Genomic DNA, 23,182 nt, shown 5'->3' on the forward strand with positions numbered 1-23,182 from the left:
TACAAGAAGGAGTATAGCTTTTTTCTTATTGAACTTAAACAGCAGCAGTTTAGCCAAAGAAAAGATCAATCCTGCATAACTGTGCACAAAATGTAGGGTGGATAGATTCAACTCCTGCTATTCTATTAAGGAAGGAGGTCATGAAGTGGATTTGCTTAAGAACATGAATGATGCAATGAAGTATATGGAGGAAAACCTTACTAACGAAATAGATTTTAAGATAGTGGCAAGTATAGCACATTGTTCTGAATATCATTTTAAAAGGATGTTTTCTTTCCTTGCAGGTATTACATTATCAGAATACATCCGCCGTAGACGGCTTAGTTTGGCAGCATTAGAGCTTACTAATAGTAACATAAAGGTAATCGATGTTGCGATTAAATATGGATACAACTCACCGGACTCTTTTACTAGAGCTTTTCAAAATTTACATGGTGTAACACCATCAGAAGCAAGGAAAAATGGACATCAATTAAAAGCCTATCCACTAATGACCTTTCAATTATCGATAAGAGGAGGAAATGAAATGAATTACCAAGTCGAACAAAAAGAGGCATTTAACATAATTGGTATCATGAAAAGAGTTCCAATTATTTTTGAAGGAGAAAACCCAGAAATTACGGCAATGTGGAAGTCTTTGACTATGGAAGAAATAGATCAATTAAAAAAACTTTCTAATATCGAACCTAAAGGGATGATTCAAGCCTCTACAAACTTTTCTGAAGGACGCATGGAAGAAAAAGGAGAGCTTGATCAGTATATAGGAGTGGCAACAACACAAGAATGCCCCGAAAAATTTTCAAAACTTGAAGTTCCTGCCTTAACATGGGCGATATTTGAATCAACGGGACCTTTTCCTAGTACGCTACAGGAAACTTGGGGAAGGATATATTCCGAGTGGTTTCCATCTTCCAGTTATCAAGTAACAGAAGGACCCGAAATCTTGTCGATTAAAACCAAAGACTTAACTTCACCGTCTGTGAAGAGCGAAATTTGGATTCCAGTTTTGAAAAAATAAATTTAATTTTAGATCAAAGAGCTGTTTTGACAGCTCTTTTTTTTATAGATGGGACGATTGTGAAAGTATACACTTAAACTAACGGATCAGGTTAGTTCAATAAGGATTTTCCTTTTCCGATACTTTAAATTATTTTAAGAACAACTGGTTTTGTTCAATCCTTAGTTTTGGAAATCGGGAAGAATTGGGTGAAGAACGATATACTAACTGTTGAAAAAGCTATTGAAATTATGAGGGAAGTACATAGAAAGTATAACGAGTCTATATACTAGGCAGTTCTTTTTTAGAAAGGTGGAGAAATAATGAAAAATGATTTAAGGGATGTTGAGCTAGACATAATTAATACAGATCTTGAATTAGTTGATACTTTGTATCTAACTAGTGCATACACACTGGTTCACTCAATTAATTTTCACTCTTTAAATAATGAGGATAGAGTGAAAATACAATTTATATCTGTCAATTCATTATACCAAGGTAATCTTTGTTTCTTTGTAGATGGTGATAATGTTGGGGAAGTATATATTTCAAAAGGAATAACTCAGTTACCCATTCAATTAGAAATAAAACAACAGTTATCATCGTATTTTCAACCTCATTTTGAAGAGGATCATAATAAGCCGAAAACTGGGATTCAAATCAAAACCGTAGATTCATTATGATGATTATGAAGAATCCGCCAATTAAGTAGAAAAATAAACGAAAAGTTTAACAGTACTCGTAATTCAACTAACTGGCGGGTGCTATAGTTATACTAGTGGCTGCCTGTAAGGGAGCTTTTTCTTATTGAACTAAAGATGCAGGTTAGTTCAACAAGGGATTGGATATTTGTGGTAAAATATAGAAAGTAAAATAAAGGGGGAAAAGTTGAATGAATAAGAATTTACAGGCATTTTCGATTATCTTTTTAGGTGTATGTATTGTTATTAGTTCTTGGTTCATTTCTGAGGCTTTGAAGACTAATAATAGTGAGATTGTTGAAAGGCAAAATGAGAAAGTACTAAACGAAAACCGTTACGAACATATAATGATAGTTACTGACTATTTTAGAATTTTTGATAAACAAACGGGAGATTACTGGGAACAAATTGGTGGCGGAGATTGGGAGAAAAATACACCTATATTAAACCCTAATAATTAGTAATTACATCACTAACGGGTGCTTTACTTCAAGAAGGAGTGAAGATTTTTTTATTTATGAACTAACGGAGCAGTTTAGTGTAAAAAAGCAGGTTAGTTAAAGAGTGCTGTTTGTTCTTTGTTCAACAATTGGGCCATATTGATGAACAAGCTTCTTTAACTAAAGAGGTCTAATAAAAATGACTCTTGAATGTATGTTCCTAAAGTAATATGTAATGAAAAACAAAGGAGTAACAACGTCTATGGAAAAAGTTGAGTACGTTGAGTTAAAACATTTTTCGAATGAATATTTAGATGTATTAAATTCTTTTGAACTTCCTGAAGAACAAGTGCTGTTCACTGCATTACCAAGCAAAATCTTAGAGGCGACAGAAGGACAACATAGGATTGTTATTTTAAGTGAGAATGAACCTGTAGGTTTCTTTTTATTTCATTCAAATGAACGAGTAAAGGAGTATTCAGATAATCCGAAAGCTATGTTGTTAACTGCCTTATCTGTTAATCATGAGAAGCAAGGAAAAGGTTATGCTAAACAAGGTATGCTCTTGCTAAGAGATTTTGTTAAATCTGAATTTCCTAATTGTGATGAAGTCGTTTTATATGTCAACCATAAAAATCTTCCTGCACAGCTACTGTACTTAAAAGTAGGTTTTAAAGATACAGGTAAGAGAATAATTGGTCCTAAAGGTGAACATTATATAATGAATTTATGGTTGCAAAATACTTGACTTTCGGTGAGCTTTAGTTGAAGCTCGTGGGTTGCTAAGGAAACTCTATTTCTTATTGAACTAAAGAAGAAGGTTAGTTGAATAAGAGATTTCCATTTATTCAAAATGTTAGTTGAAATGATAAAGAAAAAATTGTGTGGGTCATAAATTTTTAAAAGGAAAATATTCTTTGAAAATAGTTAGAATTATCTTAGCGATTATTGTAATTGCTTTATCAAGTTATAGTTTGAAAACTGACTAACGAAGCAGGTTAGTTGAAGATGGATAGTATGAATAACTAGCTGTAGATAGGAGGTATGGATATTGAAAATGGATACTTATTCTCTTATCTCATTTATAATTTTGTGGGGAATACCAACTTTCATTGTTGTTAGAGGTTATCTAAAAATGAGTTCTGATGATAAAAAATTAGCAATCAATGATTTCAGGTCACTCCGTTTTATTTTTACAACAGGTTTTATTGTAATTGGTGCTCTTTTTATACATTTAGGGCTTTTATTCACCCTAAGCATAATAAAATTTATTGGGTTCGTTTTCCTTGCTCTAGGAGGAATTTTATCAGCAATTAATAAGTGGAATAAAAGTAAGGTCAAAAGTGTCTTAGTGAAAAAAATATTTAAATACACAATTATCGGTATTGCTACTTTCTTTCTTATTTTGCTCGGTTTTTACTACTTAATAATAAGAAGTTGGCAAGGAGAGTTTTTTCAGTACGATAATGGTGTGACAATTGAGGTTTACAATTCAAGTAAACAAGAAATAACAGATTTAAACTTTTATTTTTCATTTTATAAAACTCATGTACATCAGAATTTAGGTATTATCAATAAATTAGAACCAGGAGAAACAACTATTCTATATAGTCATCAAATAAAAGACGTTGGTAATGATAGAAGTCTGTATTTACAATATCCACTTAACAAGAATAAGACAGATGTTGTGAGCCTCGCTTATGTACCGTCTTATAAACCTAGTAAGATAGTAGTCGTTTTAGAAATAACCGGAACTGATAATTATGGGAAACATTTATTTAGGTTAAAAGGGTTTGATGATATAGGACAATTTGAAGTTGATTTGACATCCGCTAGAGAGTGATTGCTTAAATGGTACCAAGGAGTGCTTATTCAACAAACGGGTGGTTTACTTCAAGAAGGGGTAGCATTTTTATTCTTATTGAACTAATGGAGCTGTTTAGTCCAATAAGAATAAAAAAGGACGGTGTCAAATGGAGAAAATTTTGCGGGATTTCAAAAAAATTGGAATCGTAATTATAGTTTTATTGCTTATTATGGTGGGTTTCTTTATCTTTGCTAATGCTAATAGGACTTATTCTGCATCAGACATACTAGGTGATCATGCTGACTTAAATGCAGAAAACCCATTTGTAGACATTGAAAGTATTGATCATGAAACAGAGAATATATTCACATCAATTGAAATTCCAGAAGAAACGCAACAGGAACTTATAGAGGCTTTTAAAAATGCAAAATTCAAAAAAGCAAGTGATGTTTCAAGTGACTACGATTACCGAATCAATATTACATTAAATACAGGATATTCAATGTTTGTTGATTCGGATAAAAAATCACTAATTATTCTTGATACGTACGAAAACTATTCAATGGAAAATGATAGTGATTTCTTTCCGATTTTAAAGAATGCTACTAAGTAGTAAGCCTAAATTTTGATTTTTCACTAACGGGTGCTTTACTTCAAGAAGGAGTGAAGCTTTTTTCTTATTGAACTAACGGGGCAGGATTGTTGAAGAAGGATATTTTCTGTTTTAAGCGAATTAGAATTTCAAACAAACCTTACACGAATACAGGTATTGAAAATAACAGGAATATAGGAGGTATGAGATATGAAGATCAATAGAATAGATCATGTGAGTATAAACGTAAATGATCTTTCAGAGGCTAAAGCGTTTTTTCTTGATTTAGGACTTGAAGTGCAAGCGGAATGGGAATTGGATGGTGAACAGTTGGATAGAATAGTTGGGCTTAATGATGTTAAAACGGCATGTGTAGGATTGGGGATGCCAGATGGTCAGACATGGATAGAGCTAGTCAAATTTTATACGCCATCAGATGAAAAAGATATTCAGCAACCTTTTGCAAATACGCTGGGTATACGACATATTTGCTTTGCTGTTGAAGATATTGATGCTGTTGTTGCAAAATTGAAAAAGAGGGGTACGGAAATCTTTAGTGAGATACAGCAATATGAAGAAAGTTATAAGTTATGCTACGTTCGTGGTCCAGAGGGTATTATTTTAGAGTTGGCGGAGAAACTCAGATAAAATATTGAATGGACTTTAAATAATTTAGATTTCAAACTTTAAAGACTTCTTAAACTATCGGGTGCTTTAGTTCAAGAACATGGAGTTGCTTAGGCAACACTTTTTTCTTATTGAACTAACGGGGCAGTTTAGTTGAATAAGGAATAACAAAATAAGTGTTAAAAAAACATCCTATCTTGAACTGACCCAATAAAGTTAGACAAATAGCTTAAGCAGCTTCTAAGACCTGAGTTCGGTATTCTACTGGACTTAGGTCTTTTAATTTTGCCTTCATTCGTTTATGGTTGTAATACTCGATATATTCATGTAGTTCACGTTCAAAATGTTCCATATTCTCAAACTCTTGTAGATAAAGAAGCTCCGACTTTAATAAGCCAAAGAAGTTCTCAATGACTGCGTTATCCAAACAATTGCCCTTACGGGACATACTTTGTCTTATATTATGTTTCACTAGCGTTTTTTGGTATTTCTTCATTTGATATTGCCACCCTTGATCAGAGTGTAAAATGACTGTACTTCCTGGATTTAAACTCCCGATTGCCTCGGCTAACATATCACCCACAAGTTGATAAACTGGGCGGCTCATTACCTTGTAAGCAATGATTTCGCCGTTACATAAATCAAGTATAGGGGATAGATATCGTTTCTCACCGAATAAATGGAATTCGGTTACGTCCGTTACCCATTTTTGATTCATTTTTCCTGCATGGAAATCACGGTTTAGTAAATTCGGTGCGATTTTGCCAGCTTTTCCACGGTAAGATCGATACTTCTTAATCCTCACTTCGCATTTTAAACCCATTTCGTTCATTAATCGGTTGATCGTCTTTGGATCATGAAAAATATTTCTTTTCTTTAATTCTTTGGCGATACGACGATAGCCATAACGTCCTTTATGTTCATGATAAATGGCTTCGATTGCTTGTTTTTCCTTCGCGTATTTATCTTCACGCTGTAATCGTTTTTCCCAGTAATAATAAGTACTACGTGGAATGTCTGCGACTTTAACTAATTCCACGACATCAAATTCAGCCTTTAGTTCAAAAATTACTTGCGCTTTGATTTTGTTTGTAATTTTTCCTTTTCCTGAACTAAAGCGTTCAACTTTTTTAAGTAGGCATTCTCCATACGCAAACGTTCATTTTCAGCTCGTAGAGCTTCCATAGATCCATCAACTGGAGATGTTTTTTTGTCATTCGATTTGGTTTCCTTTTTCATGGATGGGCGCCCCTTTTTCTTTGGTAGTAGGGCATCGATTCCACCAATTTCAAACGCTCTTCGCCAATTTCTAATCAGACCAGATGACGAAATATTAAAAATTGCGGCCGTTTCAAGAGAGGATGTACCCATTTCGTTCATATAACTCAGTACATCTAGTTTAAACTGTTGCGTATAAGTTGTATAGGGCAGACAGAATGCCTCTGCCCCTTGATGTTCATAAAGTCTTACCCATCCTCGCATCACAACTTTACTGACTTTTAAGTCCCTTCCTATTTCCTGATAACTTTCATGGCCTCCTAAATAACGCAATACTATATTGATTTTTTCTTCTGCTGTAAATCTAGCCATAAAAAACACCCCGCAAATGTTAGTTTAGTGTCTAACATTTACGGGGCAGTTCATCTTGTAGGATGTTTTTAATATTGCAGTAATTTATTATGCTGTTTTTTATTTCTTTGCTAATTCAGAAGCAACTTTTTCAGCTTCTTCATATCCCTTTTGTAAAATCTTATCTCTATCAGCACCCAGTAAATCAGTTCCTTGTACACGAATAATTTCGTAATCTTCAATTCCCATAAAGTTGAACATTGACTTTAAGTATTTATGAGAGTATTCAACTTCGGTATACCAGTCATTATTGGTATAGATGGCTCCACTTCCTTGTATCACAACTATACTTCTTCCGTCTTTAAGAAGCCCAACTGATCCTGTGTCGGTATATTTAAAAGTTTCCCTTGCAATCAAAATATTGTCCATATAGGCTTTTAGCTTTGATGAAACATTAAAGTTATGCAATGGGTAAGCAATAACATACTTATTTGCACTTTTGAATTGATTTAATATCTCATTCATACGCCCTGTTACTTCTAGCTCTTGGTTAGTAAGTTCGTGTCCATTTCTTAATTTTCCCCATGCAGTTAGCACAGTATCATCTATCATAGGCACTACTTCACTGTACAAATTAATCTGTTCAATGATTTCTTCATTAGAATGTAGCTCTTTGTAGGCTCTCATAAAATAATCAAGAACATTTAGACTTACTGAAGAAGTTGAATCAACTATTGGATGTGCGTTTATAACAAGAAGTTTACTCATAGATGTATTCCTCCTAAAAGTATGTTTAATATAATTAAAGACTACATTAATCGTCGATTGAATGTGTCTACAATTAAGGCGCTTTTAATAATACATCGAATAATAATTTGTGTCAAATTAAAAAATATATACACCTTCGAGTTTGTGTTAATATACAAATACACTTAGTATCTTAAATAATACAAGCAGGTGAACTAAATGAAGTATAGTGTTATGGTTGAATATGCTCTGCATAGTCTTGTTTATTTAATTGATGTTCCTTCAAACGAAAGCATAGGAATAAAAGATCTTTCAGAATTTCAAGGACTTTCAGAGACATACTTATCAAAAGTTTTCGGTAAATTATCTAAGGCTGGTATCGTAAGTTCTGTATCTGGGGTAAATGGAGGATATAAATTGGCTAAAGCCCCTGAAGAGATATCTTTTTGGGATGTAATAAAAGCAGTAGAAGGAGTTAAGCCTATTTTTCAGTGCCAGAATATTTTAAAGAATAATCTTATGTATTTAGATAAAGAAAAATGCTCTTCATGCACTTCAGGTAATTCCGCTTGCACCATTAACTTAGTAATGCTAGAGGCAGAACAGCAAATGTATGAGTTCCTAAGTAGTAAGACTATTTCATGGTTAAATGAGGAACTCGAACAAGTTCTTCCAAAAGAAATAAGAGTAGGTTCCCGAGAATACTTTAGAAGAAATGACTCTAATTAGATCCTTTACTTTAAGCTCATTTAAGTTAATAGCATCTTCAACTAACGGGTGCTTTAGTTAAACAAGACCATCATTTCGATGGTCTATTTTTATGTCCAAAACATCAAGTAGATTTCGGCGATCCATTGTGAAATGTTACATTTAAACTAACGCAGTAGGTTAGTTGTACAAGTTATAAATTTAATGGTTTAAAGTTATAGAGCATTTCTTTGAAAGAGGAATGCTTTTAATTTTGCTTAAAACAAAAATCTACAATAAAAATGTAATTCAAATTAATAAAAATTTATTGTAAATCGATAAAATATATATTAAAATTAAAATCAGAATAATTAAGTGAGGTGCTTTTTATGGAAAAAGTAAAGACGTTGTTTTTAAAAATAGCTGTTATTCTTTTAGGAGTCCCAGTTCTTGCTCTGTGCATCTTTTTGGTGCCTGAGATGGCGAATCTTGCAGCAAAATTGCTTCCAGAGTTTGCTAGAATAAAATATCTCGTTTTCATCGCTTTTGATGCATCGGCGATACCTTTTTACTTTGCTTTGTATCAGGCTTTCAAACTCTTACGCTATATTGACAAAAATAAAGCTTTCTCCGATTTATCTGTAAAAGCATTAAAGAAAATCAAATACTGTGCCATCACAATCAGTATTTTGCATGTGCTAGTTTGGCCACTCTTCTATATCTTTGCGGAGATAGACGACGCACCAGGAGTTATCTTTGTCGGATTGGTTGTTCCTTTTGCTTCGATGGTTATCGCAGTCTTTGCGGCTGTTCTCCAAAAACTTTTACAAGAAGCAATCAATATCAAATCAGAAAATGATTTAACGGTCTGAGGTGAAAAACAATGGCAATTATAATCAATATTGATGTGATGTTAGCGAAAAGGAAAATGAGCGTAACAGAACTTTCGGAGAAGGTTGGAATAACAATGGCGAACCTTTCTATATTGAAAAATGGAAAGGCAAAAGCGATTCGATTATCCACTTTAGAGGCAATTTGTAAGGCTTTAGAATGTCAGCCTGGAGATATTTTAGAATACAAAAGTGACGAAGACAGTTAAACATTGTGGAGGAAACTTAATATAACAATTATTAGGGGAGGTATAACTATGGACATTAACAATTTGATTATTGAAAATATTGCTAACCCTCATGAGTTGGAGAGAATGTATAGAAAAGACCCGAAAGCTTTTAAAAAATCATTCTCACACGCATGGGAACAAAATCCTGATTCTCAGGTTCTTGGTGTTTGGTATGAAAGATTGCATTTTAAGGAGAAGGTAAATACAGAAAAATCTTCCTTGCTTCAAAAAGGTTTCTTAATCATGGGCATTTTAGCCATTCTGGCCGGGATAAGCACCAGGATCATTTTCCATTTTGTCGAACAGGAAGCAATTGCACCATTTAACCTGGCTTTTGGTATAATTCCCTTTATTGCTGCCTATTTTGTTTACAATAATACTCCGAAAAAAAGTGTTATTTATTCCCTTGCAGCGTTGTTCCTAATTTCCGGGTTTTATCTTAATATGCTGCCATTAAATTATAAAGACAGTATTATCCTTGCTTATTTACACCTTCCCATATTCTTATGGGTATTGGTAGGGCTTGCATTTACAGGAAATGAATATTCAAAAGGCAGTACAAGATTAGCCTATATTAAATTTAACTTGGAATATTGTATTCTCTACGCCAGTATGGCAGTTAGCGGAATGGTACTGGCAGCATTAACCATGCAGTTATTTAGCTTTGTTGGCTTGGATATAGAAGACTTCTATTTTAGTAATGTCGTTTTATTTGGTGCTGCCGCTCTCGCTATTGTGGCTGCATACCTGGTATCAATGAATCTTAAACTTGCTAAGAATATTACACCATATATAGCTAAAATTTTTAGTCCTCTTGTCCTGGTCACATTGTTGGTCTATCTTATAACGGTTATATGGGTCGGAAAAAATCCATTCTTGGACCGCAATTTCCTGATAGTCTTCAACGGAATACTCCTTGGTGTATTGACCGTTACCATATTTTCCATTATCGAGAGTGACTCAGACGAGAAAAAGAACATTTCAGATTATATAAATTTTGCCTTAATTGTTCTTGCGCTTATCATTGACAGTGTGGCTTTGTCAGCAATTGTGTTCAGACTTTCTTCTTATGGGATTACGCCTAATAGACTTGCTGTTTTAGGAGTAAACATACTTATCTGGGCAAATCTAATTTGGATTATGCTCTCCTATATGCGTTTTCTACAAAACAAATCCGGACCTTCAACTATCCAAGATGCCGTTACTAAGTATTTGCCGGTCTACGGACTTTGGGCAGCTTTCGTTATATTTACTTTTCCTATAATTTTTAATTAGAAAGGCTCTGTTAATGTAACGAAAAGCTAATCTTCTATAACGTATAAAATCCTTAGAGCCGATATTATGCAGCTTTTTATACAGAGTTGCATAGTTTTGGCTTATTTTCATTACTAAAGTTAAAAAGAGGGTATTCAAACTAGAAGACATAATATATTGTTGCAACTGGATTCTTTAAATTATGTCCAGTTTCATGTGCCCAAAGAAAAAGGACTTCATGAAACGTATTTGATAAGCTAAACTTGCAGGTTTTAAGTTTGAGTTTGATTTAGATTAAATGTGAAAAGATGTACTTACACTAAAGAGGGAGTTAGTTGAAGAAGAATTAAGTAATATTATGAGTGAGGTCAGACTTTAGTTATTCAATTAAAGGGAGCGATTGTTGAATAAGCTTCACGTTTCTTCTTCAACTAACGGGTGCTTTAGTTAAACAAGACCATCAGTTCGGGGGTCTATTTTTACGTTTAAAACATTAATTTTATGAATGTATTTATCTTTGTAGTGTCACTTAAAAATTTGGCAAGTTATTAACTTCATATGCAACTCGTATTCCAGATTCAATTGCTCCTTGCATCCAACCATGGGTAAGAGATGTATGTTCACCAGCAAAGTGAACTCTTCCTTCAGGTGAAGGAATATAAGGATACAACTCCAATTCCTGCCCCGGTTCAAAAGCTGTAAAAGCGCCACAAGAATATGGGTTTTGGCTCCAACTAAAGGAAGAACCTGATACAAACTCAGAATAGACTTGATTTCCGTAAATTTCTGCCAAGTTCGATAGAGCATATTGGATGCGCTCTATTTCTGATAGAGAGTCCCACATTAAAGCTTCATCCGCCCATGTATAACTTGCCAAAATCACAGCATGACCTTCTCTACCAATTGCATAACTTGGGTAAAAGGTAAAACGGATTGGGAGATCAGTAATAGACTTTCCACCATTTTGACCCTCTCTTTCCCAAAATCTACTTTTAAACTCGATTCCGATTTTTGTTGAAGAGATATAGTTTAGTTCGCGAATCGCTCTTCGTTTATAATAGGAAAAAGAATCGAATGGTTCTACCTTCACAAATCGTAAAGTTGAAAAGGGGATAGTTACTATAGCAAGATCAGCAGTCATTTTGAAATGTTCTGAGGTTTGTTGATGAAGAGTATGTATGGTTACACTATCTTGGGATTGGACAATTTTATACATTTTATGATGGTACAGAATAACTTCTTTTAATTGTGGTAGAAATGCATATGGTAATCGATCCATACCACCTGTTATTTCATAGAAACTGGTTGGTGATGTGAATAAAACCATTTCTCGTAATACTTCAATTAAAGAGATTCCCATATATGCTTCCAAATCAAGGAGTACACCAACCATATCGATAGCACCGGCCGATAAATACGAGTTCAAGAGAAAACCTAATGAATATTTTCTATATTGTTTTTCTACAATTGCCCAATTTCTTGCCGGGTCTTGTTTAATAAAATTCATGATTGGCTGAAGCACCAGAAGCAATAAATCTTCAGCGGTTTTCCCTCTTTCATTTAGCTCAACTGGATATTTTAAAATATTTGGGTTATCTTCAAAAAATTCTAGACGTGTTTTAGTACCATTTGCATAAATAATATCCATTGGAGTTCGGTTGACAAATAGGTTTGTAGGCAACGAAAATTTTTTTATATACTCTAAGGTTAAAGAATGTAGAGATGGGATACGCATTGGCCCCGCATTAAAATATAACCCATCGCTAAAGGGCGATCGTAAGGTGTAAACACGACCTCCTATCCTGCCATTAGCTTCAAGAATGGTAACATTGTGACCAGTGTCTTTTAATAATGAAGCTGCAACGAGTCCAGCCATTCCCGCACCAACAACAATAATGTTTTTGGGGGCTTGTGACTTTTTAAGGCCATTTTTAATTATGAAAATCATTTGTTCAGTTGTTAATTGATTATCTTTGTTATTAAGCATTTCTTCGCTCCTATACCATTGAATTTATGCATTATATTCAATTGCAAGGATGTCTATGTTTTCTTTACATTTATTGGAATATTTTTTTGCTGTATGGAGGACTTTAGGGGAAGTTTAATTCAAGGCTGTTCAGTAAGTGACCATGAACTTTGGATAACATTGCAGAAGCTTCTTCTCTCGACAGGAATGAAGTCCTAAACATTCTACGTGACGAAACAGCTTTTGCAAATGATGTGCGGATTGACGAAGGAGTTGCTCAGTAATACAGAATTACCGGAGTACCCTTCTTCATTATCAATCAAAAATATTGCATTTACAGTGTTCAGCCTCCTGAAACCTTTTCAAGTGCTCTTAAGAAACTATGGGAAGAGGAACCTGCTACACCACTACTTCAGGATCTCTCAGGCGATTCTTCAGCGGATGCAGCATGTACCGATGGAAGCTACGGTCTAAATAATAAGGAGTAACAGTATTTTTTAGATAGTTTATTTAATAGAAATTGATTATTAAGTTTTATTACCAAATAGAAGAGAAGGTGCTTATTCAACTAACGGGACAGGTTAGTTCAATAGCAGAAAACGGATTTTTGTTAATTCAAATGGGAAATTCACATAAAATTGGAACCTCTATTCGTTTTGAACGTATGAAAGTAAAGGGCAGTTTGTTGAATAATGATATAAATGGGGTGGTGTGATTTAAAACAAATTCGCGATGTTTGTAAAAAAGTTACGAAGCTTTGCCCCTTTGGATATAAATTGTCTAAAGGACTTTTCATGGCAAAAATATCATAATTATATTCCAGAAAAGGGTCATTTAAGGGAATTAATTAAGAAAGGCTAATATGAGTTTTGGAAATATAAGTACTTGAAAGTTGTACCAGAAAGGTTTAAAAGCGTTAAAGGCATTAGGATAGGAGTGGATAAATAATTATGAAACAAAGTGAATTAGAACTTGTAGAGGAGATTAGAAGGTGACTATTAGTTCAGAGAGGCAGTCCTCAAGATTGATGAGGTTGCGTAGAATCTGCGGTTATGGTGCCGCAATCTCAGTAACACCTTACCTGCTGATCAAAATCGTATGGACTTTCGGCCTCTTCCTTCCAACCGAGCAAATGGGTGACGTCAGCTGGCGCATTATAAACGCAGTAACTGCCGTTCTCTCTGCGATTGGTATCCTTCTTGCAATGGCGTTCTGCAGGCAGTGGGGGGAGCGGCTACCTGCGTGGTTGGTTGCTCTACCCATTTGGGTTGGTACAGGGTTGCTCGTTCCTATGTTGTTGATTGCACCGGTTCTGGGCCCTGCTGCTATGATTCGGGATCAAGAGGCAGGTGCCGCCGACTTATGGGTATACGAGCAGATCTTCGTCATGATTTCACTTTTCGGGATTGGCTTCTTCCTGCCGATTGCATTGGCGGGGTATGCAAAGGCACGTTGGCCAGAGGCGCTGGGTGGCACAACCGACTACAAGGAGTTACCAGGCAATACTCGCCAACTGCAGATCATCTTGGCTAGGATCGTCGCTGTCGGCTGCATTCTGCTCGGTGTCATCAAGGTGTTTTGGGCAGTTGGCGGCTCTTTCGGCATCGACCCGGCATCCATGGGTGAACGCGATGTGTGGTGGCACCTGCTGTCATTGAGTACAGGCGTGTGGTCCTTTGCTGGTGCGTGGGGTATACTGGTGGTAGCATCCCGCCGTGGGTCGAGGTGGTTTCTCCCCCCTATGGCAGCGGCATGGATTTCATCGGGAGCGTTGTTCTCCAACAACCTCTATTCCGCCTTATCTTCCGTTCGACTCGATGCGTCACCCTCCCCAGAGTACCCATTGGCATGGTTGTTGACCACACAAGCAGGCATAGTCTTAGGTATAATAATGGGGATGATTATCCTGTTGGTGCTGCACGAACGCCGTCGAGCCCTTCGAGAGATGAGTCCAACTGAAGTTGATTATCAGATTCAGGGAGAGGAAAAATATTTAGACCATAATTAAATAATACAAAGGTTTTAAAAATGGTTTTATAGGAGAGATGATTATGGATAAAAGAGTCCAATTAGACTTTGATGTTTCTTTAGAATAATGTTCGATCAAATTGATGCTAGTAACCTTTATTACTGAATACAAAGAAAGAACGATTTTTGAAAAAAGATTGATCAAAATACGCTTTTTATATTCAATTAAAGCATTCTTTTATAACAATTTTGATCATTTTTGTGACATTTCTTCTATTAAGCTTGATTGTGGAACACCCGGCAATTTAAACGACTTTATAGTTGAAGCTATTTTTAAAAAAATTATTGTACTAAAGCAACAGAATAGTGGAAGAATGTTTGTTGACTCTAGTTAGAGATACTTGATAATATAGTTGCATGAAATTGTATATAAAAAAGGATGACTGTTATGAAAAAAGCAGTGAAAGAAGCCTCCTAAGATAAAATTAAGTATATTAGGAGGCGTTGAATATGAAATTCAATATTATTAATCGTGACAATTGGTATCGAAAAGAATACTTTGAATACTATTTACAGCAACAAACAACATTCAGTATAACGACTGAAATTAATATTACTATTCTTATGAGGAACTTAAAGAAAAAGAATTATAAGTTATACCCTGCGTTTATTTTTATGGTTACAAATTTAGTTAATTCTCACATAGAATTTAGAACTAGTTTTAACTTAAAAGGTAATTTAGGTTATTGGACAGAGATTTGCCCTTCTTATACAATTTTTGATGAGAAAACTCACACATTTTCAGGTATCTGGTCACCAAATTTAGCTAATTTTTCTGAGTTTCATTCTCAATATGAAAAGGATGTAGAAAAATACAATGGTACGGGTAGTTTATTTCCAAAAACACCTATACCAGATAATAATATTCCGATATCTATGATTCCTTGGAGTTCTTTTACAGCATTTAATTTAAATATTAATAATGGTGGTGATTTTCTCTTACCAATAATAACTGGAGGGAAATATTCACAAGTAAATGATGAATTATTCCTACCTGTCTCTTTACAAATTCATCATGCAGTTTGTGATGGTTATCATGCGAGTGTTTTTATGAATGGCTTACAAAGACTTGCTGATGATAGTGCAGAGTGGATTTAATTGTTAATCAAAAGAAATACAAAGGGAACTGTCATATCAGTTCCTTTTTTTATTGATGAAAAATTAAGTCTGTGAATAAATGTACTTAAACAAACGGGTGCTTTAGTTAAACAAGACCATCAAAAATGATGGTCTATTTTTATGTACAATGTGAAATGTTACACTTAAACTAATGCAGCAGTTTAGTCGAATAAATAAAATTAGAAAAAAGCGGAACTTTAGTTTGTTTATATTCATATAATTATTATGAGTTGATTATTATGACACTTGAAAGGTGGATTTTTTATGTACAAAGTGAATGGTATAGAAGCTTATGAAGCACATAATCGAACTGAGTTATTAGCAGGTTTAGAGACAAAATCTGAATATATCCTTATTAAAGGAGACTATTATAAAGAAGTAAGAAAGATTATGGATACTCATCTTCCAGAGAACGAAAGTATAGGAGTGGCATTAGGAAGTGCAGGTGTGTTATCAATTCTTAATTATGCAATAGATGCAGTAAGAAATTCATTCAGTAATGCAGATAAAATGGATAAAAAAATTGACAGAAAGTTAAATTCATTCAAGGTTAAAAAGATTACAGATGATGGTTTATTATTGAGCTTAAAGCAGTTAGATTATTAGAACTTGCATACATAGAACTATTTTGGATAGTTCTATGTGAATAAATACACTTAAACAAACGGGTGCTTTACTTCAAGAAGGAGTAAAGCCTTTTTTCTTATTGAACTAAAGGGGCAGTTTAGTTGAAGAAGGAATTTACGTCTTATAAGAAGAACTCATTTAATATGAAAAGGGGTGATTATAATGATTATTTGGTTAAATGGAGCATTTGGTTCTGGGAAAACTCAGACTTCTTACGAATTAGAACGAAGGATTCCCAATTCCCTTGTCTATGATCCAGAAAACATAGGTTTTTTTATTAACAGGAATATTCCCAAAGAAATTAGTAAAGGTGATTTCCAAGATTATAGTATCTGGCGAGAGTTAAATTACACTACTTTAAAATACATAGATAGTGAATATGACGGGATTATAATTGTTCCTATGACCTTAGTAAATCCACAGTATTTTGAGGAAATTATAGGGAAATTAAGAGATGATGGAGTGAGAGTCAATCATTTTGTACTTTGGGCTTCTAAAGAAACATTACAAAAGAGGCTGCGAAGTAGGGGTGAGAGAAAAAATTCATGGGGTGAAAAACAAATAGATAGATGTATTCAAGGGTTATCAAATGATATATTTAAAAATCGAATAGAAACTGATAAATTGACAGTTGAAAGTGTAGTGGAAACAATTGCATCTATGTTAGACATTCATTTACTCGATGACAAGAGAAATAAATTCAAGAAAAGATTAGACAGAATTAAAGTACAAATAAAACAAATACGATTTATAAATTAAATAGGTTACTCTCTTCAACTAACGGGTGCTTTAGTTAAACAAGACCATCAATTCGATGGTCTATTTTTACGCCCAAAACATCAGGAAATTTCGGCGATACAATGTGAAATGTTACACTTAAACTCCCATGAAAATTAAAAAATGCTCAAAATCTATAAAATTGCATAACAAAAGAGACTCAGAAATTACTTTTTTAAAAAAAGGCTGAGCCTTCAGAATGATTATATTAAGCTGAAAGTTAAATCAAAGCAACTCCATTCTTGTTAGAATAAAGGCAAGGCTGGTGCAATAACCAGAGTAGGATTAATCTCCCATGAGTGCTACTCGTATAGAGTGCGACAGTCTGTGATGCACCGTGGTCGTTGGAGTCAGACTAACGGATGGGCTCTATGGCACCATAGTTCATCGACCTTCTTCGCCAGCCGTATCAATCTATACCCGCTCTGAAACATTTTCATTCTCTGTGGTGCAGCTTTTTTTGGCTGCATGGATGGCTAACGGGGCAGGTTAGTGGAACAAGAATAATGTTGTATAATACTTAAAGCTATTGATTTAATAAAAGGAGAAAGTAATGATAAGTGCAAACAATTTTAAAACAGATAGCATACTAGATGATTACTCTGACTTTAGGTTTGTAGAGTGTGATTTCTGTAAATGCCAATATATTCACGACTTTGAACATTGTACTTTGTTCTATGACCCCAATGATTTGGAACGAAGTTTTTCAACAATATTTGAATGTGATGAAGATAAAAATTATCCATTACCTTGTCGTAAGTGTATACGGAAGGAATGGGATATCACAGATATTGATAATGATGAAAGAGAAAATGTCTTAAAAGGTGAATGGGGTTGGGCAATTTAACGACTTTCTTATTCAACTAACGGAGTGCTTTAGTTAAACAAGAAAACCATTTGGATGGTCTGTTTTTTTATACAAAACATCAAGTAGATCTCAGAAGTTTATTGTGAAATGGTACACTTAAACTAACGCAGCAGTATAGTTGAACAAGGGGAAACTAAATTGCTTAGAGAAATAGATATAACAGAAGGGGATGGAAACATGGAAAGAAAGTTTAGTAAGTTTTCCATTATATTAATTGTTGTTGGAATTTTTGTTGCATATATGGCATTCCCACCGATTAATATTGATATTTTGGGTAGGTGGGGAATATTCATTGGCTTTGGTATCTATTTAACAGGCATAGTACTTGGTATCTGTGCTTTCTTTAAAAAAGAAAAAGGGTTTATGAAGTATATCTCGTTACTTTCCATTTCTTTAGGTGTTTTTTTTAGTACATTTCTTTATGCAATCGTCGGCAAAATTTAACGAAATTAATTTGGTTATCTTATTCAACTAACGGGTGCTTTAGTTAAGCAAGACCATCAATTCGATGGTCTGTTTTTATGTCCAAAACAAAGTGAAATTCGGTGATCAAGTGTGAAATGTTACACTTAAACTAATGAAGCAGTTTAGTGGAATAAGAGAGTTTTCTTCTTTCGTTAAAAGGCGATATATTTAGGTAAACAAAAACCATCTATTCATAAAAAATAGACGGTTTTGTAAGGTACTTATTTTACAGGTTGACAACATAAATTACCTTCGCCCTTTTCAAGAACAGACTTTAAGCTACTAAGAACGCCAGACCAAGCCATTTGATGCCATTGAAATGCATCTGTCCAACTTTCATTATTCTTAAATCCTGTATGGTGTAAACTGACTTTCGTAGAGTTTTCACTAATTGATTCAAAACTAACATTTACTATTGTGAGGTCATTTTCATTATTCATTATATCTTCAAACTGGTCTGGTCCTTTCCAAGTGAACACTAGCTCTTTTTCATCAACAAGTTTAATTATCTTGCAACCTTTAGTATTCATACCAGTTTTATTTCCTGGAACGAAATATAGTTCATATGCTCCCCCTTCTTTAGCTACTACTACCGTTTCACGAGCGAACCACTCTGAAACTCGTTCAGATATTGTCCACGCATTAGTTTGTTAATTAACTAACGGGACAGTTTAGTTCAACAAGGGGACGGGCTGTTATCATTATATTAAGAAGGTAAAGAATGAAGGTGAACTAATGGAGAGCAACGATAATTATTATATAACCATTTGTAATAGAGTTTGATCGTTTATAAAAATGTTTGATCAAAAATCATGTATTGTAATTTAATTTGGGATTTTTCTTTTTTTGACTTTCTTATAACCTGGAAGTTTTGAGTATGTAATATTCGAATTTCCAAGGTTTTTTCTACTTACAATAACTTTGGTATATCATCTTCAATAAGGATCTTCCTCATTTTTCCATTTGGTTATAAGGGACCAAACCGATGAATTCATGACTTTACCTGCCTCCTTGTATTATCTTACACATAGGATAAGCCTAGTATGAATAGGATGAAAGTAAGTCTCTTAAAGGATGGCTTACAATACAAACTAAGGAGAAAGAGTGTGACTAACATGTTTCCTCCTGTGTCACCCGATCAAATGATTTGGACAATTCAACATGGACTAAAAAAAACGCAAAATCCCAAGAAGATTCTCATTGTCGGCGCAGGTATGTCAGGATTGGTCGCTGCCTCATTGTTAAAGGAAGCCGGACATAACGTAGTTATCCTTGAAGCTTCTAAAAGAGTAGGAGGACGTGTCTACACAAAACGGTCCCCTTTTATCAATGGGCAATACATGGAAGCAGGGGCAATGCGTATTCCAAATCATCATTATTTGACTTTGGAATACATAAAAAAATTCCGCTTACCAGTAAATTCTTTTATTAACAGTACGCCTAACGACCTGATCTATGTGAATGGGATCAAAACACGCCAATATCTGTATAAACAGACCCCTGATATCCTTGGCTACCCAGTTGCCCCTAACGAAAAGGGAAAAACAGCTGTGGAGTTGATTCAACCAATACTTCAGCCGGTTATAGACTTTATCAATCTAAATCCGTTGGAAAATTGGAGTTGGGTAATAAAAGAATATGATAGATTCTCAATGGATGAGTTTTTAAGATATAACTCTAATGGGGTGACTTTATCTCCTGGTGCAATTGAAATGATTAAGGTGCTACTTGCAATCGAGGGCTTGTCTGAACTCGCATTCCTGGATCTATTACGTGAATTTATGATTCTTTTCAATCCTAATATCAGTTTCTATGAGATTACTGGAGGAAATGACCAACTACCACAAGCATTTCTCCCACAATTAAAAGAAAATATTATTTATGGGCAACAGATGACCAAAATTGTTCAGCATAATAACCAAGTTACACTTCATACTAAGAATACAGAGTCGTTAAAACCCACTGAAATGACATGTGACATTTGCATCTTGACCATTCCTTTCTCGATCTTGCAATTCGTTGAAGTTGAACCCCATGATTCTTTTTCCCATAACAAGTGGAAAGCGATTAGAGAACTTCATTATGTGACTTCTACAAAGATTGGCCTTCAGTTTAAAAGTAGATTTTGGGAAGATGAAGGGATAAAAGGTGGTCAAACGGTTTCTGATTTACCCATCCGATTTAGTTATTATCCAAGCCATGGAATTGGAAAGAACGAGTCGGGCGTAATTTTAGCTAGCTATACTTGGGAGGATGATGCCATTCCGTGGGACAGCTTGAGTGAAGAAAATCGGATTCAACAAGCCTTAAAGAACTTGGCTACCATCCATGGAGAACAAGTATATGATGAATTTATAACAGGAGCTTCTTACAGTTGGGCTCAGAATCCATATTCAGGTGGGGCTTTCACGTTGTTCAAACCAGAACAAGAAACAGAACTTTTTCCTTACCTCGGCACTCCCGAAGGAAGGGTACACTTTGCTGGGGAACACACTGCACTGCCACACGGTTGGATACAAGGTGCAATTGAGTCTGGAATACGTGTAGTACATGAAGTCAATGGCTTGCCTTGATATTACTTGGAGTAAGGGAAATTATTATATTTTGCATACTTAACGATTGCGTTCTTGGCACAGCCAGGAACGCTTTTCTATGGGTCTGAAAACTTTATTTTAAGTTAACATTTCCTTGAATTTTGATCAAACTTTTTTATATAATTTTAATTCGAATGTGAAAGAGAAGAATCCATTTTGATCAAACTTTTTTCAAAATGGATTCTTTTTATTCTCCATAAAATGCGACTTCGCCAAATATTTTTGATCAGACTTTGTGTTGCATTGGACTCTATAATGGAACAGGATGAAGCATTAAGTAGTGATATGGAATATATAGCAATCGATATGAGTAATTTCGAGGACGCAGATGAAAGTGATACTGAAGAAATCTTAAGTTACTTTAAGGAAAAATATAAAGTTAAAATAATGGACGCTACTCTTGAACAACTGAAAGAAAAGGGATATTCAGATACGATGCGTTTGGATGGCGTACTTCTTAGAATAGAAAAAGTTGATTTTAAGTCCAACAATGAAATCTTTTTTGAGGGTTCCATGTATCGTTCGGGTCTAGGGGTAGTTGGAGTAGAAGTTAAAGTTCATTATAAAGATAATAAATGGGAATCCAAAGAAGTGAAAATGACTTGGATTAGTTAAGATTATTATTGTGATAACGGGTGCTTAAGTTTAGACAAGACCATCATTTCAATGGTCTATTTTTTTATCTTAAACATCAAGTAGACTTTGGTGGACCATTGTGAAATGTTACACTTAAACAAACGCAGCAGTTTAGTTTAATAAAAATAAATAGAAGAAGGTGTTAATAAGTGTCTGGTAAAGCACAAGATTCAATTGAGAGTTATATAGATTCACCAGAAAAATTAAAGAGCTTGTATAGACGTGTGTTGTTCGTTGTAAGTTTATCACAAATCTTCGGTGGTGCAGGGCTTGCAGCAGGAGTTACAGTAGGTGCCCTGTTGGCTCAACAAATGCTTGGAACTGATGCTTTTGCAGGAGTGCCGGCAGCTTTATTTACTTTAGGTTCAGCAGGAGCTGCTTTAATTGTAGGGAAAATTTCACAACGATATGGACGTCGTACAGGTTTATCATTAGGTTTTATTGTAGGTGGACTTGGTGCAATTGGAGTTGTGATTGCTGCCATGATGAATAGTGTCATTTTATTATTTGCTTCTTTACTGATCTATGGTGCAGGGACTGCGACAAATTTACAAGCTCGTTATGCGGGAACTGATTTAGCAAACAAAAAACAACGAGCAACAGCTATTAGTACTACGATGGTTATGACAACATTCGGGGCTGTTGCTGGCCCAAACCTAGTAGAAGTTATGGGTGAATTTGCTAGTTTCATTGGTGTTCCGCCACTTGCAGGTCCATTCATATTATCAGCTACTGCATTTATCTTAGCAGGTCTTGTTCTTTTAATTATGTTGCGTCCCGATCCGTTAGATATTGCAAACAGGATAGCAGCCTATAAACAAGAATATGAGCCTGTAAATAAAAGGGATTCTGTTGATAAAGCAATAAATAGAAGAGGTCTAATGATTGGTGCCACGGTTATGGTTCTTACCCAAATTGTAATGGTTGCAATTATGACAATGACACCGGTACATATGAAACACCATGGACATGGTCTAAATGAAATTGGAATTGTTATTGGTTTTCACATAGGTGCAATGTATCTTCCCTCACTTGTCACAGGAGTCCTTGTAGATAAAGTAGGTCGAACAACTATGAGCATAGCCTCGGGGATTACATTGTTATTCGCTGGTTTATTAGCAGCATTCGCACCAAGCGATTCAATTGTTTTATTAGTACTTGCTCTTTCTTTACTTGGATTGGGATGGAACTTTGGCTTAATTAGTGGCACTGCTCTAATTGTTGATTCTACAGAGCCTTCAACACGTGCGAAAACTCAAGGAACACTTGATGTTTTTATTGCATTAGCAGGTGCTTCAGGTGGTGCTCTTTCGGGAATGGTAGTAGCTAGTACAAGTTATGCTACATTGTCTTTAAGTGGGGGACTTTTATCCTTAGTTCTCATACCTATTATAATTTGGTCGCGAAGAGGGAAAGCATAATAAAGTCTAAATAAAAAATGAGACAACAGTAAAAGCCTTGTTACGTAAAAGTAAAGCAAGGCTTTTATTTTTCTTCCAGTGAAGATGAAGTGAACGACCTATTCACTATTATTATGAAACTTATGATAAAACAGTTATTG

The 23,182-nt window shown here is 34.8% G+C and carries 23 protein-coding genes and 1 pseudogene; 20 read left to right on the forward strand and 4 right to left on the reverse strand.

Translation table 11 applies throughout. From position 1 onward, the window contains the following. Positions 1–145: 145 nt before the first annotated feature. The 7 genes from AM499_RS05615 (at position 146) to AM499_RS05645 (ending at position 5,185) form a co-directional block, all read left to right on the forward strand. The gene (locus tag AM499_RS05615) at positions 146–1,018 is read left to right on the forward strand and encodes an AraC family transcriptional regulator (protein WP_053589275.1); all 873 of its coding nucleotides are present in this window, start codon (positions 146–148) and stop codon (positions 1,016–1,018) included. 302 nt (positions 1,019–1,320) lie between these two features. Beyond that, positions 1,321–1,680 carry a hypothetical protein gene (locus AM499_RS05620; protein WP_053589276.1) on the forward strand — a complete coding sequence of 120 codons (360 nt, stop codon included), beginning with the start codon at positions 1,321–1,323 and terminating at the stop codon, positions 1,678–1,680. 209 nt (positions 1,681–1,889) lie between these two features. Beyond that, positions 1,890–2,159: a hypothetical protein gene (locus tag AM499_RS05625; protein ID WP_053589277.1), complete on the forward strand. Its 270-nt coding sequence runs from the start codon at positions 1,890–1,892 to the stop codon at positions 2,157–2,159. Positions 2,160–2,400: 241 nt separating this feature from the next. Beyond that, positions 2,401–2,886, forward strand: coding sequence for a GNAT family N-acetyltransferase (locus AM499_RS05630; RefSeq protein WP_053589278.1), 486 nt, complete (start codon positions 2,401–2,403; stop codon positions 2,884–2,886). A gap of 303 nt (positions 2,887–3,189) precedes the next feature. Next, positions 3,190–3,981, forward strand: a complete 792-nt coding sequence (locus tag AM499_RS21815; RefSeq protein ID WP_053589279.1) for a hypothetical protein — start codon at positions 3,190–3,192, stop codon at positions 3,979–3,981. Between the two features lie 142 nt (positions 3,982–4,123). Further along, the gene (locus tag AM499_RS05640; protein ID WP_231687535.1) at positions 4,124–4,558 is read left to right on the forward strand and encodes a hypothetical protein; all 435 of its coding nucleotides are present in this window, start codon (positions 4,124–4,126) and stop codon (positions 4,556–4,558) included. 189 nt (positions 4,559–4,747) lie between these two features. Next, complete coding sequence (locus tag AM499_RS05645) at positions 4,748–5,185, forward strand: VOC family protein (RefSeq protein ID WP_053589281.1); 438 nt, start codon at positions 4,748–4,750, stop codon at positions 5,183–5,185. Positions 5,186–5,393: 208 nt separating this feature from the next. Here the strand turns inward: AM499_RS05645 and AM499_RS21240 are convergent. Beyond that, positions 5,394–6,754, reverse strand: a protein-coding gene (locus tag AM499_RS21240) for an IS3 family transposase (protein ID WP_156316755.1) whose coding sequence is annotated in 2 segments (ribosomal slippage) — positions 5,394–6,298 and positions 6,298–6,754 — 1,362 coding nt in all. Because the reading frame shifts where the segments join, the coding sequence is not laid out codon by codon here. A gap of 99 nt (positions 6,755–6,853) precedes the next feature. After that, positions 6,854–7,501 carry an FMN-dependent NADH-azoreductase gene (locus AM499_RS05660; protein ID WP_053589282.1) on the reverse strand — a complete coding sequence of 216 codons (648 nt, stop codon included), beginning with the start codon at positions 7,499–7,501 and terminating at the stop codon, positions 6,854–6,856. Positions 7,502–7,699: 198 nt separating this feature from the next. On the opposite strand from AM499_RS05660, the gene AM499_RS05665 reads away from it, so the two are divergent. From AM499_RS05665 to AM499_RS05680, 4 genes are all read left to right on the forward strand, one after another. Continuing rightward, positions 7,700–8,209 (forward strand): RrF2 family transcriptional regulator, encoded by a 510-nt coding sequence (locus tag AM499_RS05665; RefSeq protein WP_053589283.1) that lies wholly within the window; start codon positions 7,700–7,702, stop codon positions 8,207–8,209. Positions 8,210–8,556: 347 nt separating this feature from the next. Further along, the gene (locus tag AM499_RS05670) at positions 8,557–9,039 is read left to right on the forward strand and encodes a DUF2975 domain-containing protein (RefSeq protein WP_053589284.1); all 483 of its coding nucleotides are present in this window, start codon (positions 8,557–8,559) and stop codon (positions 9,037–9,039) included. Positions 9,040–9,050: 11 nt separating this feature from the next. After that, complete coding sequence (locus AM499_RS05675) at positions 9,051–9,266, forward strand: helix-turn-helix domain-containing protein (protein ID WP_017153334.1); 216 nt, start codon at positions 9,051–9,053, stop codon at positions 9,264–9,266. A gap of 48 nt (positions 9,267–9,314) precedes the next feature. Continuing rightward, positions 9,315–10,562: a DUF4153 domain-containing protein gene (locus AM499_RS05680; protein ID WP_053589285.1), complete on the forward strand. Its 1,248-nt coding sequence runs from the start codon at positions 9,315–9,317 to the stop codon at positions 10,560–10,562. A 508-nt stretch (positions 10,563–11,070) separates the two neighbouring features. Here AM499_RS05680 and AM499_RS05685 read toward each other — a convergent pair. Then, positions 11,071–12,489 carry a flavin monoamine oxidase family protein gene (locus AM499_RS05685; RefSeq protein WP_082355350.1) on the reverse strand — a complete coding sequence of 473 codons (1,419 nt, stop codon included), beginning with the start codon at positions 12,487–12,489 and terminating at the stop codon, positions 11,071–11,073. 1,009 nt (positions 12,490–13,498) lie between these two features. Here AM499_RS05685 and AM499_RS05695 point away from each other — a divergent pair. The 6 genes from AM499_RS05695 (at position 13,499) to AM499_RS05720 (ending at position 18,370) form a co-directional block, all read left to right on the forward strand. Continuing rightward, the gene (locus tag AM499_RS05695; RefSeq protein ID WP_053589288.1) at positions 13,499–14,515 is read left to right on the forward strand and encodes a hypothetical protein; all 1,017 of its coding nucleotides are present in this window, start codon (positions 13,499–13,501) and stop codon (positions 14,513–14,515) included. Between the two features lie 470 nt (positions 14,516–14,985). Continuing rightward, positions 14,986–15,633 carry a type A chloramphenicol O-acetyltransferase gene (catA, locus tag AM499_RS05700; protein WP_053589289.1) on the forward strand — a complete coding sequence of 216 codons (648 nt, stop codon included), beginning with the start codon at positions 14,986–14,988 and terminating at the stop codon, positions 15,631–15,633. 285 nt (positions 15,634–15,918) lie between these two features. Further along, positions 15,919–16,260 carry a hypothetical protein gene (locus AM499_RS05705; RefSeq protein WP_053589059.1) on the forward strand — a complete coding sequence of 114 codons (342 nt, stop codon included), beginning with the start codon at positions 15,919–15,921 and terminating at the stop codon, positions 16,258–16,260. A 183-nt stretch (positions 16,261–16,443) separates the two neighbouring features. Next, positions 16,444–17,040: an AAA family ATPase gene (locus tag AM499_RS05710; RefSeq protein ID WP_053589290.1), complete on the forward strand. Its 597-nt coding sequence runs from the start codon at positions 16,444–16,446 to the stop codon at positions 17,038–17,040. A gap of 571 nt (positions 17,041–17,611) precedes the next feature. Continuing rightward, the gene (locus tag AM499_RS05715) at positions 17,612–17,905 is read left to right on the forward strand and encodes a hypothetical protein (protein WP_053589291.1); all 294 of its coding nucleotides are present in this window, start codon (positions 17,612–17,614) and stop codon (positions 17,903–17,905) included. A 159-nt stretch (positions 17,906–18,064) separates the two neighbouring features. After that, the gene (locus AM499_RS05720) at positions 18,065–18,370 is read left to right on the forward strand and encodes a hypothetical protein (RefSeq protein WP_053589292.1); all 306 of its coding nucleotides are present in this window, start codon (positions 18,065–18,067) and stop codon (positions 18,368–18,370) included. Positions 18,371–18,612: 242 nt separating this feature from the next. Here AM499_RS05720 and AM499_RS05725 read toward each other — a convergent pair. Continuing rightward, positions 18,613–19,032, reverse strand: a pseudogene (locus AM499_RS05725) (SRPBCC family protein); the annotation flags it as partial. 474 nt (positions 19,033–19,506) lie between these two features. On the opposite strand from AM499_RS05725, the gene AM499_RS05730 reads away from it, so the two are divergent. From AM499_RS05730 to AM499_RS05740, 3 genes are all read left to right on the forward strand, one after another. Beyond that, positions 19,507–20,964 carry a flavin monoamine oxidase family protein gene (locus AM499_RS05730; RefSeq protein ID WP_197275642.1) on the forward strand — a complete coding sequence of 486 codons (1,458 nt, stop codon included), beginning with the start codon at positions 19,507–19,509 and terminating at the stop codon, positions 20,962–20,964. A 177-nt stretch (positions 20,965–21,141) separates the two neighbouring features. Then, complete coding sequence (locus AM499_RS05735) at positions 21,142–21,600, forward strand: peptide ABC transporter substrate-binding protein (protein WP_231687536.1); 459 nt, start codon at positions 21,142–21,144, stop codon at positions 21,598–21,600. Between the two features lie 170 nt (positions 21,601–21,770). After that, positions 21,771–23,042: an MFS transporter gene (locus AM499_RS05740; protein WP_053589294.1), complete on the forward strand. Its 1,272-nt coding sequence runs from the start codon at positions 21,771–21,773 to the stop codon at positions 23,040–23,042. Positions 23,043–23,182: the final 140 nt, after the last annotated feature.

It is taken from the genome of Bacillus sp. FJAT-22090 (assembly GCF_001278755.1).
Lineage (GTDB): Bacteria > Bacillota > Bacilli > Bacillales_A > Planococcaceae > Psychrobacillus.